The sequence below is a fragment of the Shewanella sp. SM101 genome, from assembly GCF_025654465.1.
GTDB classification, from domain to species: Bacteria; Pseudomonadota; Gammaproteobacteria; order Enterobacterales; family Shewanellaceae; genus Shewanella; species Shewanella oncorhynchi.
In genome coordinates this window covers 37,207-51,517 of record NZ_JAKKRH010000003.1, presented here as the reverse complement: position 1 = coordinate 51,517, position 14,311 = coordinate 37,207, and the positions used below count along the sequence as shown (strand labels likewise).

Genomic DNA, 14,311 nt, shown 5'->3' with positions numbered 1-14,311 from the left:
AGCCACTGTGGTCAGTGGCTTTTATCCTAAAAATCAGAATCTAAGCGATTCTGCTTAGTCCAGACTTGGTTCTTCGCTGTAATCAATACCGTGGTAGCTCAGGCAAGCGTCGACTTCGTTGCTGCTGCCTAGGATGACGGCAACACGTTGGTGAATTTGAGTTGGTTGAATATCCAAAATGGTTTCATAACCGGTAGAAGCCTTACCGCCAGCTTGTTCGACTAAGAAGGCCATTGGGTTGGCTTCGTACATCAAGCGCAGTTTGTACGGTTTTTTAGGATCTTTATTGTCGGTTGGGTAGGTGAAAATACCACCGCGAGATAGCACGCGGTGTACATCGCCGACCATGGCCGCAATCCAGCGCATGTTGAATGATTTTTCGCGTGGGCCAATTTTACCGAGCAGTAAATCGGCAATATAGGTCTGCATTGGCGCTTCCCAAAAACGCTGGTTCGACATGTTAATGGCAAACTCTTGGGTATCTGGGTTAATGCTCATGGCGGCGTTAGTCAGTAAAAACTCATTGGTTTCTGGGTGCAAAGTAAAGAGTTGCACGCCTTGGCCCGTGGTTAATGCCAGCATGGTTGATGGGCCATAAAGTACATAACCTGCGGCTAATTGGGCGCGGCCAGATTGTAAAAAGCTGGTTTCAGTCAGCTCGCCAGCAGGCGCGGGCAGGACGGAGAAAATGGTGCCGACTAATGAGTTGATATCGATATTAGATGAGCCATCTAGTGGATCGAAACACACCAGATATTGACCATTTTGACTGACTTCAACCACATGATCTTCTTCTTCCGACGCTAAACCGCGCACTGTACCGTCAGCTTTTAAAGCATCTTTAAGCATATCGTTGGTGATGATATCCAGTTTTTTCTGGGTTTCACCTTGGACGTTTTCTTGCTCAGTCGCGCCTAACACGCCCGCAAGTGCACCGTGGCGAACGGCATGGCTAATGGCTTTTGAGGTGTCGGCTAAGGTTAAAATCAAGTGAGAGAGGGAGTCGTTCACTGCCTGTGAGGTCAGGTGCTGGGCCAGAGTCTGCATGTTATGTCCTTTAGAGGTTCAACAATGAGGTCAATTTCGTTATTTGCCGCGAATGATAACTCAGTTAGTCGACAATTTCAGCGATGTTGCTGATGCTTTTAGCGAATATTAAGGCTTTTAGGGATTATTTGGATTGAGCTTGGCGCAAGGGCCTAATTTGTATCGGCATATTGCATGCTATTTCTATTTAGGGTTTGCCTCTGGCACAATGTCGGCTTGTTTTTAATCGCTGACATCTTAGGCGATTATGCTCCCAAGGAATAATAATGATTAAAAATAGGTTAACTTGGTTCCCTGCGTGCTCACTTAAGGTGCGCGCCGTTCCCCTACTGATAGCGAGCCAAATGGCCATGATTTCGACAGCTATGTTTTCAATTACCCCAGCTTTTGCAATGGAAGGCGGCAAACTGCCACTGACGATTGAGCGAATGAATGCCTCGCCCGCATTAGCGGGCACCAGTCCTCGTGGTTTGAAACTGTCACCCGATGGTCAGCGTGTCACTTATCTTGCGGGCCGTAAAGACAATCAAAACTTTTATGATCTCTGGCAGATGGATGTAAAGACGGGTAAATCTAGCCTATTGCTCAATGCCGATAAGTTGGCAAGCAATGAATTATCCGATGAAGAAAAAGCCCGCCGCGAGCGCCAACGTATTTATGGCGAAGGCATTATGGAGTACTTCTGGGCCGATGATAGCCAAGCGCTATTAATTCCGGCTGCTGGTAATCTGTATTATTTTTCATTAGTGGATAACAGTGTCAGCCAACTTCCCATTGGCGAAGGGTTTGCCACAGATGCGCGCCTATCGCCCAAGGGCAATTTTGTGTCTTTCGTGCGGGATCAAAATCTGTATGTGTTAGATCTGGCGACCAAAAAACTCCAAGCTATGACGACCGATGGCGGCGGGGCGATTAAAAATGCCATGGCCGAGTTTGTCGCTCAGGAGGAAATGGATCGCATGACAGGTTATTGGTGGGCGCCCGATGAATCGGCTATCGCCTTCACCCGTATTGATGAGTCCGGTGTCGAGCAAGTAACCCGTAACGAAATCTATGCTGACGGTATTAAACTTACTGAGCAGCGCTATCCCTATGCCGGCAAAAACAACGTCGATATCGCCCTCGGTGTGGTCACGTTAAAAGATAAGGCTATCAATTGGGTGAAGCTGCGCGAAGAGAACAGCGAAGACAATAGCAAAGATATTTACCTGCCGCGGGTCGATTGGCTGCCCGATAGCAAACATTTGTCGTTCCAGTGGCAGAGTCGCGATCAACATAAGCTAGATTTGCAACTGGTGGCGTTAGATTCACTGACTAAACCAAAAACCTTAGTGAAAGAACGCAGCGATGCTTGGGTAAACCTTAATAACGATCTGCACTTCTTAAAGCAGCAGTCGGCCTTTATTTGGGCATCTGAGCGAGATGGTTTTAATCATCTGTATCTTTTTGACTTAAAAGGCAAACTTAAAACCCAATTGACTCAGGGCGAGTGGGCTGTCGATGCGTTGGAATACATAGATGAAACCGCTGGTTGGGTATATTTCACTGGCCGCAAAGATACGCCAATCGAGAAACAACTTTATCGCGTGCCTTTAGCGGGTGGCAAGGTTGAGCGGGTAAGCAAGCAAGCGGGCATGCACGATCCTGTGTTTGCCGACAATCAAAGTGTGTATCTGGATTATTTCAATAGCTTATCTCAGCCACCGCAGATCAGTTTACACGGTGAGAAGGGCCAACAACTGGCTTGGGTTGAGCAAAATGAAGTCAAGCAAGGCCATCCTTTATATGACTATGCGGGTCTGTGGCAACTCCCTGAATTTGGTGAACTGAAAGCCGAAGATGGCCAAGTGTTGCAAACCCGTTTATTCAAACCTGTGCCGTTTGATGCGAGCAAGAAATACCCTGTCGTTGTACGGGTTTACGGTGGGCCGCACGCACAGTTAGTGACCAACAGTTGGAGCGAGCAGGACTACTTTACCCAGTATCTTGTTCAACAAGGCTATGTGGTGTTCCAGTTGGATAACCGCGGCAGCGCCCACAGGGGCACAAAGTTTGAGCAAGTGATTTACCGTCACTTGGGTGAAGCTGAAGTCAAGGATCAAAAAGTGGGAGTGGACTATTTACGGAGTCTGCCATTTGTCGATGCCGATAATGTAGCAATTTACGGCCACAGCTACGGTGGTTACATGGCCTTGATGAGTCTATTTAAGGCGCCAGATTACTTTAAAGCCGCGATTTCGGGCGCGCCTGTAACCGACTGGCGCTTATATGACACCCATTATACTGAGCGTTACTTAGCCCATCCTGAGGGGAATGAAAAGGGTTATGAAGCCAGCAGCGTGTTTCCCTATGTGAAAAACTATCAATCGGGTCTGTTGATGTATCACGGTATGGCCGATGATAACGTCTTGTTTGAAAACAGCACTCGGGTTTATAAGGCGCTGCAGGATGAAGGGAAATTATTCCAGATGATCGATTATCCTGGATCTAAACATTCGATGCGTGGCGAGAAAGTGCGTAATCACTTATATCGCTCACTGGCCGATTTCCTAGATAGGCAGTTGAAAAACGCCAAATAGTAGGCATAAAAAAACCAGATCCTAGGATCTGGTTTTTTGTGAATCGATTCTTATCAAACCAATTAATGCGGATGTCGCTTAGCGGGTGATTAGCCTTCTAAGTTACCGCAAAAACGATAGCCTTCACCGTGAATAGTCGCGATGATTTCTGGCGTATCTGGCAAGCTTTCGAAATGCTTACGGATACGACGGATAGTCACGTCTACAGTACGATCGTGTGGCTTAAGTTCACGGCCGGTCATTTTCATCAGTAGATCGGCACGAGTCAAAATTTTGCCTGGGTTTTCAACAAAGTGCAGCATAGCGCGGAACTCGCTACGTGGCAGTTTGTAAGATTCACCCTGTGGGCTCACTAATGAACGGCTGTTGATCTCTAAGCTCCAATCATTGAAGCGGTAGTATTCTACTGAGCTCTTTTCTTCGACTTCAGCGCCAGCGCTGTTGACACGAGTCAGAAGGTTACGAGCACGAATCGTTAATTCACGAGGGTTGAACGGCTTGGTAATATAATCGTCCGCGCCAATTTCAAGTCCAAGAATTTTGTCGACTTCGTTGTCACGACCTGTCAGGAAGATAAGACCGATGTTGTTGATTTCACGTAGTTCACGTGCCAACAATAGACCATTCTTACCTGGCAAGTTAATGTCCATAACGACCAAGTTAATTTTGTTTTCCTGCATAGCCTTATGCATTTCTGCGCCATCATTGGCCTCAGTTACCACATACCCTTCTGCCTCGAAAATACTTCTCAGCGTGTTACGGGTAACGGCTTCATCTTCAACGATCAGAATGTGCGGATTTTGCATATTATTTACCTAAATTTTAATCAGTTTATACTAACCAATAAGAGCAACTTACTTCGGGCTCTTATATTCATAAAAGCGTTGATACTTCCTTGAACTGCTTTGTGCTCAAAAGGAAAATCTTTACGGTGACATCTATATCTGGATGTAGATTAAGTGCACGTTTAAGTGTAATACGAGAAAACGTAATCAGTACCAACTTCGATAAGCAATAGTTAGAATAAGTTCCTTAACTATTGTTTTTTTTAAATGTTTAAAAGACAAATCAAATGTAGAACAGATTTTAAACAGATGCCCGGTCAGTTCACGTTACTTTAAGCGATATATGTAACAAACTGTATTGAACGATAAGCATCTTGCTCAATCTGTTTCAACTCACCAGTACGTACATTGTACTCGTTTTAGTCATTTGTTAACAAATGAAATGTTAACAAATTTTAGGTGAGCAGGGGTTTTTACCATGATATTTACTTTAGCTATTGATTAGTATAACTAATGTATTTCTTATTCCTGTGAGCCAGTTCACGCCTCTTTGGATTTTACAATCACTCTGCTACACTAACTTGGGTTCATTTTTCGACTAGACTACCAATGGACAATACGACTCAAAATTTGTGGCAATGTTACCAAGCGCCGTTGTTTTTGCTGACTCAAGCATTATCCTGTGATTTTTCCTTTGCTGTTATTACCGCTCATAATCCCGCTTCAAAGCTTCTCTCTCCTAGCCAAAACCGTTTACTCGATCGCCAACTTCTCCGTGAAATTGAATTACTCGGTAGCCCTTATCGTGCTTTAGTGGGCGCAGCACCGGATTTATCCCACATGGAAAAAAGTTGGGCCGTGTTTATCGATAGAACGATGGCATTGCAATTGGGTAAGAAATTTAATCAATATGCGATTTATGTTGTCGAACAAGGGGATGTGAGCTTAGTGCCTTGCATCTTGGATGGACATGATGAAGTGTGTTTAGGCAAATTTAGAGATTATGTGCAGCTGGTATACGAGCTACCCGATTTGAACATTTAGTTGTTTTCAAAAGATTTTATTTAAATTGTTCATTTGTTATGAAATTAGCATTGACTTCATTAGGGGTTTATTGCTACTTTTTTCGTCCCTTTCCTAGGAAAGGAACAGAAGAGGAGCGTTAACTAGGTAGTCGGTCAGAGGAGCACAAACTCCAGCGATGACTGATGAGGGAGATTAACGCCGAGGCATAGATATGGTTGCTGCATGTTTATGTCGGTCGCTCAGGCTGAATCCTGACGATTGTCACCTGTAATTGGTGGAGAGCTTCTGGTGACGATTGCTGTTTCCCTTCTTTTGGGGTGCGTTATCATTGAGCACCAGGCTCTTCGAACGAAGTCAGTTCGGAGTGTGATCATGTTAGTTAATCAATATCTTATTCAATCTGCATTTATTTGTTGCCCTACGTGTTTCACGGAGGTGCGCTAATGTCCCTCGTTGTCGCAAAATTTGGTGGCACCTCAGTCGCCGACTATAACGCTATGAATCGCTGTGCCGACATAGTGTTAGCTAATCCTCATTGCCGTTTAGTCGTGGTCAGCGCTTCGAGCGGCGTGACAAATCTACTAGTAGAATTGACCCAAGAATCGATCAACGACGATGGCCGATTACAGCGATTAAAACAAATTGCCCAAATTCAATATGCGATTTTAGATAAGCTCGGTCGTCCTAACGATGTGGCCGCCGCATTAGATAAATTATTGAGTCGCATGTCAGTATTGAGTGAAGCGCTTGCATCACAACGCAGCAAAGCGACTATGGATGAGTTGTTGTCCCTCGGTGAGCAATGTTCTTCAGCGTTGTTTTCGGCGGTGATCCGTGAGAAAGGTGTCAACTCAAGTGCCTTCGATGTGCGCCGAGTGTTACGTACTGACAGCCACTTTGGCCGAGCCGAACCTCAGGTCGAGCAGATTGCGACTCTAGCTCGTGATTATCTACAGCCACTATTAGCGGAACAAGTGATTGTCACGCAAGGCTTTATCGGTGCCGATGAAGCGGGACAAACAACAACGTTAGGTCGTGGTGGTAGTGATTATTCTGCTGCACTGTTAGCTGAAGCGTTACGCGCCTCAGCGGTAGAGATTTGGACCGATGTCGCTGGGATTTATACAACGGATCCTCGTTTGGCGCCCAATGCCTTTCCGATTGCCGAGATCAGTTTCAATGAGGCTGCCGAGATGGCGACCTTTGGTGCCAAGGTATTGCATCCAGCGACTATTCTTCCTGCCGTTCGTCAGCAAATTCAAGTGTTTGTGGGTTCAAGTAAAGAGCCTGAAAAGGGCGGAACTTGGATCCGTCATCAAGTGGAAGATGCGCCCGTATTCCGCGCTGTGGCTTTGCGCCGCGATCAAACCCTATTAAATCTTCACAGCTTGCAAATGTTGCATGCGCAGGGCTTTTTAGCGGAAACCTTTGCGACATTAGCGCGACATAAGATCAGTGTGGATTTGATTACCACATCAGAAGTGAATGTGTCTCTAACCCTAGATAAAACTGGTTCGGATTCAAGTGGACAAGGTCTGTTGAGTGAGGCATTGCTGCAAGAATTATCACAGCATTGTCGTGTGCGAGTTGAAGATGGATTGGCCTTAGTGGCGATTATCGGTAATCGTATTGCGACGACGCCGGGTATTTGTCGTCGTGTGTTTGAAGTGTTAGAACCACACAATGTGCGGATGATTTGCCAAGGTGCCAGCCCACATAATCTGTGTGTGTTAGTGGCAGAATCGGAAGCGGCGCAAGTGGTTAAATCGCTGCATCAAAATCTGTTCGAAGGCGTTTAGTATGTTGCCGACAACATCGTCTCTGCAAATCGGGGAGCTTGCCGCAGGGCAAGCACTCACTTTGCCTATCTACCATTTCAAACCGAGTGACGATAAGGCGACTGGCCCCAAAGTGTATATTCAGGCCAATGTCCACGGTGCTGAAGTACAAGGGAATGCGGTGATTTATCAGTTGATGAAGCAGCTTGAACACTGTGACATCCGCGGCGAAATCACCTTAGTGCCATTGGCGAATCCACTCGGGATCAACCAAAAAAGTGGTGAGTTTACCCTTGGCCGATTTGATCCTATTACGGGGGCGAATTGGAATCGTGAGTATTTGAATCATGCTATTGATTTGCCGACTTGGTATGGGGAACATGCCAAGCTGAGTGATAGCGAGCTGATCCAAGCCTATCGCAGTACTTTGGTTGAAGCTTGTCAGCAAAAATTGCGTCATGAATGGGGCATTACAACCGGCCATAGGCTTGCGGTTAACCTGCAGATTATGGCCCATGGTGCGGATATAGTGCTCGATCTGCACACAGGTCCTAAGTCTTGTAAGCACTTGTATTGTCCTGAATATGACTTAGCTGCTGCGCAGTTTTTGTCGATCCCTTATACGCTCATTATCCCCAATGCCTTTGGTGGCGCCATGGATGAGGCTGCGTTTTGTCCTTGGTGGCAATTGAGTGATTTTGCAAAATCTCAAGGGCGCGATTTAGGGGTTGCAGTGTCAGCGTTAACCTTGGAATTGGCGAGCCAAGAGCGCGTCTGTCTTGAGGATGCACGGGTTGATGCACAAGGGATTTTGGCATATTTAAGCCACCGAGGCGTGATCGCTGAAACCGTTGCACCCGCTAAAATGCAGCGCTTTGGTTGTTATCTAAAAGACTATAAAAAATATCACGCGCCAAGTTCTGGCTTAGTGGAATACCTTGCACCTGTGGGTGAGCCATTGGCTGCGGGGCAGCCCTTAGTGAATTTGCTGCGAATGGATTTATATGGTACGGCTGATGAGCTAAAAACGGTTAGTTTGCGGCAGGACTGTGTGCCGATTTTACACTTTGCTTCGGCGTCAGTGCACCAAGGAACTGAGCTTTATAAAGTGATGACCAATGTGTTTGAGTTGCCGACATTCCAGCCTAAATCATAAAAATTAGCTCGTAAGCATTAGCCCATAACAATTAGCTTATCGGACTGAGAGAAAACAACGCCAATCCTAATCGATTGGCTTTGTTGTTTTAAGGTGGCTATAACCACTTAAATCGATAAAACAGCGCCATTTGCAGGGCGACGAGTGAGATTAATATGCCGCAGAAGGTGGCGAAGGCCCAAGTGTTGTCCGCGCCCGGTATCCCGCCAATATTGACCCCAAGTAAGCCTGTTAAAAAGCCTAGCGGTAAGAAGATTGCTGACACTAAGGATAAGAAGTATAAGCGTTTGTTGAGTTGCTCCGACTGCTGACTGAGTAATTCTTCTTGAGTCACATTGGCCCTATCGCGCAGGGCATCGAGATCTTCAATGGTGCGGATAAGTTTATCGTTTGTTTCCCTCAGCTTGAGTCGCTCAGTATCTTTAAATAGACTGAATTGCTCTGAAATCATTTTCGAGAATGCTTCGCGCTGTGGGGCTAAATAGCGGCGAATGGCCACAGTTTGACGGCGCAGTTCGGCGATATCGGTACGTAAGTCTTTCACATTGCCTGAGACGACGAGCTCTTCTAAATCAGAGAGCTGTTCTTCCAATTTATCAATAAACTCGACTTTACGATTGGTCAGTCGCTCGCAGATTGCGACGATGAAGTCCCCCGTAGTTGTAGGCCCATTTCCCTCAAGGATCAGCTCGGCGACATCTTTGACTGACTGTAACTCGCGATCGCAGGTGGAAATGATACGCTGTTTATCGGCATAGATACGCACTGCTACCATGTCTTCTGGAGCAGAATTGGGGTTGAGGTTAACGCCGCGTAATGCGAGTAATATGCCTTCACCTGTAATCACAGCGCGGGGGCGAGTGTCTTGGGCGAGTAGGGCATCACTTTCGACCTTAGGCAGACCGCTATTGAGTATCCAGTGGCGTGCCTTTTTATTGCGATAGCGAAGGTGTAACCAGAGTAGGCCATCCTGAGGATCCCATTTTTCGATCTGTTCTAGGCTCAAGGTGGAACCCGCTTGGGCGCCGCTGAGCACTAAACTGTAGATAAACCCTTCGTGCATATCGCATTCCATTTAACTTTCAAAATCATCCAAACAAACTAACTGATTTTGTCATGAAAATGAAGTCAGTACTTATGCTTAACGACATGAGGTAAATGTTAATTGACATAAATTTGATGTGCTGAGTGATGCAAGCAACTTAGCCAAGGATAGGTTAAAATTAGCATTAGTAGGCTTAGATCAAAGAGACAATAAAATGGAATACGAATTTCGGCGTAACAGTTTAACCGGCACTTTTCTGGCCAGCTTTAGCATGGATCATGAAGTGCTTGGGCAATGGTTTACGGAAGAATTAGGGACTGAGTTAGCTAAAATTCAGCAAGTGTTGGGTGTGATAAAAGAAATTCAAGCCGATAAACGAGGTTCATGGCGTCTTGTTGGTAATGATTTTACCTTAGAGTTAGAGCGTGAACAGGCGCGAGTCTTTGCCAATACCTTAGGCTTTGAGCAAGAATATGAATTGGAAGAGGCTATGTCACTCTATGATGCTGAGTCAGAAGCTTATTGTGGCCTTGAGGATTTTGAGCAGGCGTTACTGAGTTGGCAGCAATTTATTGAGAAAGGTTTGTAATCATTTATTTAATCTCTATTTGATAAAAACATAAAGGCAATCATGGGATTGCCTTTATTGTTTGCGCGATACCAAGCTTATTTTCGTATCTTTAATTATTTAGGTAGCGCACCGCCATTTCGGTTCTCGATTTAGCATTGGCTTTACGCAGTAGGTTTTTCACGTGCACTTTAACTGTGCCTTCACTAATGTGTAAATGCTCTGAAATCATGCGATTACTTAAGCCTTCCGCCAGTTGCTGTAGAATTTGCAACTCCCTTGGGGTCAGGCTTGAAATCCATTCTTGTTCATCGGTCGCATCTTTAAGTTCGTAAAGGTATTCCTCTACTTCATCGCTGATCACCCTGTGGCCAAGCATGGCATTTTTGAGTTTTTCGAGCAGCAAATCTGGCTCAGTATCTTTGAGCAAATAGCCGTCGGCTCCAGCGCGAAGTAAACGGATAACATCCTGTTTTGCATCTGAAACGGTGAGAATTACTATGCGTGAGGTAACACCTTCTTGGCGCATGGCGTTGAGGGTATCTAGGCCTGTCATGCCTTTCATATTCAGATCGAGCAATATGATGTCGGGTTCATCGGTGACCACTGCGGTTAATGCGTCTAAACCACTACCGGCTTCGCCAAATAGTCTGAAGTCAGGATCTGAAGCGATGAGCTGGCAGATGCCTTTGCGCAAGAGGGGATGGTCATCGACCACCAGTACGGAATAAGGTTTACCCATTTGAAGGCTCCTGTTGAGATGGGAAAATAAGCGTCACTCTAGTGCCACTTGACCCTTTGCTGTGGTGCACAAGGTTTAATGGGCTGTTAGGTTTGAGTGCGTCGTCTTGTGCATTGCATCCTTGCTCAGTCGTGGTTGTCATAGCAGGTTTAAATTTCTTTAAATCATTGTCGCTGAACACGACTTTACCTGAAAGCTTACTGGCTCGTTCATGCATTATACCTATGCCAAAATGTTGATCTCGTTCTTTTAAATGTCCAATACCTATGCCGTTATCACAAACATCAATATTGACCATACCCTCGTCATCCTTATAGCAATGGATGTTAATGAGGCTGGCCTCAGCGTGTTTGATGGCGTTTAACGTCGCTTCTCGCGTGATCTGCAGTATGTGGATGTGTTGCTTTGCCTCTAGCCATTGTGGCGCAAGTTTATAGTCTAAGGTTATCTTTATATTCGTCTTTGTCCTGAGTTGCTCAAGCATAGCCTCTAAAGCACTTTTTAGATCGGGTTCTTTAATTGTGAGCCTAAAGGTGGATAGTAACTCCCTGAGCTGCACGTAGGCAGTGCTTACACCTTCGTTGATTTCGGTTAGCTGCGCCTCAACGATTGGACTGCGGCAACTGCAATCTAAGTTTTTGCGTAATAAGCTAATTTGGATTTTTAGGAAAGATAGCACTTGACCTAAAGAGTCGTGCAGCTCTCGGGCAATTACGCCACGTTCCTCCATTAGCGCCAGTTGCTGTCTTTGCTCTGTGGCATTGTGGATCACGATTGAGCGCGTCAGCATAATTGCGAAATTGTTAAACAAGGCGATATTGGGTGTTTGAGCGGCAATTAACTCTAAATAGCCTAAATTAGCCTGCTCAAATTGCAGTGGAAAACGGGTGCTCTCTTGAGTCATATCTGGCCAGCCGCCATCGGCCTCAATCACTTCAAGCTCTTGCTCGGGATACTGGATAATGAGTCTTAGGTAGTCGAGTGATTCATAGCCTTTTAACTGATTCAGCGCCGCCTTGAGCGCCTTATAATCGAGTTTATTCGCGTTTAATGTCAGTAGGTTATCATATAAGAATGCCAGCTCGTTGTTGGCCCTTGTCAGCGCTAAGGTTTTTTCTGCTACCTGCGATTCTAAGTTGCCATAAAGCGTCGCGAGTTCCTTCGCCGTTTTTTGTAGGGCATGGGTCAGCGCTGTAAGTTCAATGTATTCGGTCTCGGGCATTTCAATTTCAAAATTACCTTTAGAAATGGTATTCGCCGACTCCATCAGTTTTTGCAGTGGGATCACCACTTTCTTCTTTGTAAAACGCACGGCCACAAAAGCGATAATGAGCATGACGCCTAAGCCTAATATTTGGCTGGCGGCAAGGAGCCTGAGTTTAAAGGCGGCGTAGTGCTCCATCTCTAGCACCAGTAAATCTATGGTATCAACAAAGTCCTTCAGTGAGGCGACATAATCGCGGGAGTTTTCTTGTTCTATGTAGTGTTTCATCACCAGCCATTTATCGATGACAAGCTGATATTGAGCGGCAATTTCTGGCGGACTAAACCAACTTTCCGAGGGCTTTAACGTGTCGGAATAGAGCGTATTTTCGAATTCGGTGATTTTATCCTGCGCAGCATCGCTGCCTGAGTTGGCGTAAAACATTAACCGATAGCTTTGCATCCTCAGCGACCCTGAGGCATTAATCGCCTTGGCGTCGCCTAAGCTGTAGGACAAATTGATGATAGCAAAAGTCGATAAACTACTAGAGAGCAGAATAAGTACTAACATTAATCCTAAGATTTTTGAGGTTAGACTACCTCGTTTCATTAATCCGCTGTTCATTTTGATGGCCGCTGTTATGGCACTTTGCAGTGGTTTTTACATTAGAAAATAATGTAATACATTAACAAAAGTATAGAAATGTGAACAACAACACCTTTACATTTTGATCTAGCGCAAACTTCAACCTAGATACCCCCTAAGAGGTATATTTTTAGCAGGGTTAAATCACTAAGTTTGACCATGGAGATGTCGTGATTTACAACAATAATGCAACACGGAGATGAGATGATGAAGAAGATGACAGGTAAGTCCTTTGCACTGAGTGCACTGGTTGCCGCCAGCTTCATGGCTGCGGGCGCAATGGCGAGTGATAAAACAGAGCCTCGCAACGAAGTTTATAAAGATAAATTTAAGAATCAATACAGTAGCTGGCATGATACCGCTAAAAGTGAAGAACTAGTGGATGCACTTGCACAAGATCCTAATATGGTGATCTTATGGGCGGGTTATAGTTTTGCTAAAGATTATAATGCACCACGCGGCCACATGTATGCGGTAACTGACGTGCGCAACACGCTACGTACAGGTGCACCCGCTAATGCGGAAGATGGTCCTATGCCGATGGCATGTTGGAGCTGTAAGAGCCCTGACGTACCTCGCTTGATTGAAGAGCAAGGCGAAGATGGTTACTTCAAAGGTAAGTGGTCAAAGGGTGGCCCTGAAGTGACAAATACCATTGGTTGTGGTGATTGCCATGAAAAAAGCTCTCCAAAGTTACGTATTTCACGCCCTTATGCAGACCGTGCTTTTGAAGCTATAGGTACACCTTTTAGCAAAGCGTCTAAACAAGATAAAGAATCAATGGTATGTGCTCAGTGCCACGTTGAGTATTATTTTGAGAAAACTGACGACAAAAAGAATTTTGTTAAATTCCCTTGGGATATGGGTACAACAGTTGAAAAAATGGAAGTCTACTATGACTCAATCCAATTTTCTGATTGGACACACGCCCTTTCTAAGACACCAATGTTAAAAGCCCAGCATCCAGAGTATGAAACTTGGAAAATGGGTATTCACGGCATGAATAATGTAAGTTGCGTTGACTGTCACATGCCAAAAGTGACCAGTGCTGAAGGTAAGAAGTTTACTGATCATAAAGTGGGCAATCCATTCGACCGTTTTGAAGAAACCTGTGCAACTTGCCATAGCCAGACTAAAGAGTTTTTGGTTGGCGTGACTAATGAGCGTAAAGCCAAAGTTAAAGAAATGAAGTTGAAAGCGGAAGAGCAATTAGTCAAAGCACACTTTGAAGCAGAGGCTGCGTGGAAAGCTGGCGCCACTGAAGAAGAAATGAAACCCATACTGACAGATATCCGCCACTCACAATGGCGTTGGGATTTAGCGATTGCTTCCCATGGTGTTGCAGCTCACGCACCGGATGAAGCATTGCGTATTCTGGGAACTTCGGTAAGTAAAGCTGCTGATGCTCGTGTGAAGTTAGCGCAATTACTCGGTAAAAAAGGCATCACAGATCCTGTTGCGATTCCTGATATCTCTACCAAAGCTAAGGCACAAGCAGCATTAGGTATGGACATGGATAAAATGAATGCAGAGAAAGAAGCATTTAAGAAAGACATGTTACCTAAGTGGGATGAAGAAGCGAAAAAACGCGAAGCCACTTATAAGTAGGTTTTAATCAATCGTGGTTGAGTTTTCGATATGAGCTAACCCCTCATGCAAACAAAAGCCCTCGCTGACTCAGCGGGGGCTTTTTTATGGAAAAAATATCGAGTAATGTCAGGCGTTGATCATGCTGG

The 14,311-nt window shown here is 45.3% G+C and carries 11 protein-coding genes and 1 riboswitch; of the genes, 6 read left to right on the top strand and 5 right to left on the bottom strand.

The genetic code is table 11. The features are described 5' to 3' along the window. Nucleotides 1-54 precede the first annotated feature (54 nt). On the bottom strand, nucleotides 55-1,047 hold the full coding sequence (locus tag L5M38_RS02305) for a class 1 fructose-bisphosphatase (RefSeq protein ID WP_263167815.1): 993 nt from the start codon (nucleotides 1,045-1,047) through the stop codon (nucleotides 55-57). A gap of 266 nt (nucleotides 1,048-1,313) precedes the next feature. On the opposite strand from L5M38_RS02305, the gene L5M38_RS02300 reads away from it, so the two are divergent. Beyond that, the gene (locus L5M38_RS02300) at nucleotides 1,314-3,626 is read left to right on the top strand and encodes a S9 family peptidase (protein WP_263167813.1); all 2,313 of its coding nucleotides are present in this window, start codon (nucleotides 1,314-1,316) and stop codon (nucleotides 3,624-3,626) included. A gap of 89 nt (nucleotides 3,627-3,715) precedes the next feature. On the opposite strand, the gene arcA is transcribed toward L5M38_RS02300, so the two are convergent. Continuing rightward, complete coding sequence (gene arcA, locus L5M38_RS02295) at nucleotides 3,716-4,432, bottom strand: two-component system response regulator ArcA (protein WP_006080127.1); 717 nt, start codon at nucleotides 4,430-4,432, stop codon at nucleotides 3,716-3,718. Nucleotides 4,433-5,020: 588 nt separating this feature from the next. On the opposite strand from arcA, the gene L5M38_RS02290 reads away from it, so the two are divergent. The 3 genes from L5M38_RS02290 to L5M38_RS02280 all read left to right on the top strand — a co-directional run bounded on the left by L5M38_RS02290 (nucleotide 5,021) and on the right by L5M38_RS02280 (nucleotide 8,371). Then, complete coding sequence (locus L5M38_RS02290) at nucleotides 5,021-5,455, top strand: DUF3293 domain-containing protein (RefSeq protein ID WP_131525181.1); 435 nt, start codon at nucleotides 5,021-5,023, stop codon at nucleotides 5,453-5,455. A gap of 100 nt (nucleotides 5,456-5,555) precedes the next feature. Further along, nucleotides 5,556-5,730, top strand: a riboswitch (Lysine riboswitch). Nucleotides 5,731-5,880: 150 nt separating this feature from the next. Beyond that, nucleotides 5,881-7,236 carry a lysine-sensitive aspartokinase 3 gene (lysC, locus tag L5M38_RS02285; protein ID WP_131525182.1) on the top strand — a complete coding sequence of 452 codons (1,356 nt, stop codon included), beginning with the start codon at nucleotides 5,881-5,883 and terminating at the stop codon, nucleotides 7,234-7,236. 1 nt (nucleotide 7,237) lies between these two features. Next, the gene (locus L5M38_RS02280; RefSeq protein WP_263178205.1) at nucleotides 7,238-8,371 is read left to right on the top strand and encodes a succinylglutamate desuccinylase/aspartoacylase family protein; all 1,134 of its coding nucleotides are present in this window, start codon (nucleotides 7,238-7,240) and stop codon (nucleotides 8,369-8,371) included. A 97-nt stretch (nucleotides 8,372-8,468) separates the two neighbouring features. On the opposite strand, the gene L5M38_RS02275 is transcribed toward L5M38_RS02280, so the two are convergent. After that, the gene (locus L5M38_RS02275) at nucleotides 8,469-9,434 is read right to left on the bottom strand and encodes a zinc transporter ZntB (protein WP_131525184.1); all 966 of its coding nucleotides are present in this window, start codon (nucleotides 9,432-9,434) and stop codon (nucleotides 8,469-8,471) included. Between the two features lie 196 nt (nucleotides 9,435-9,630). On the opposite strand from L5M38_RS02275, the gene L5M38_RS02270 reads away from it, so the two are divergent. Further along, entirely contained in the window at nucleotides 9,631-10,005 is a 375-nt protein-coding gene (locus tag L5M38_RS02270; protein ID WP_105250233.1) for a YacL family protein, read from the top strand. Nucleotides 10,006-10,096: 91 nt separating this feature from the next. Here the strand turns inward: L5M38_RS02270 and L5M38_RS02265 are convergent, their stop codons facing one another. Further along, nucleotides 10,097-10,726 (bottom strand): response regulator, encoded by a 630-nt coding sequence (locus tag L5M38_RS02265; RefSeq protein WP_263178203.1) that lies wholly within the window; start codon nucleotides 10,724-10,726, stop codon nucleotides 10,097-10,099. Then, complete coding sequence (narQ, locus tag L5M38_RS02260) at nucleotides 10,719-12,554, bottom strand: nitrate/nitrite two-component system sensor histidine kinase NarQ (RefSeq protein WP_263139712.1); 1,836 nt, start codon at nucleotides 12,552-12,554, stop codon at nucleotides 10,719-10,721. Before narQ ends, L5M38_RS02265 begins: the two co-directional genes overlap by 8 nt. A gap of 225 nt (nucleotides 12,555-12,779) precedes the next feature. Between narQ and nrfA the strand changes: the two genes are divergently transcribed. Further along, entirely contained in the window at nucleotides 12,780-14,183 is a 1,404-nt protein-coding gene (gene nrfA / locus L5M38_RS02255) for an ammonia-forming nitrite reductase cytochrome c552 subunit (protein ID WP_263178202.1), read from the top strand. Nucleotides 14,184-14,311: the final 128 nt, after the last annotated feature.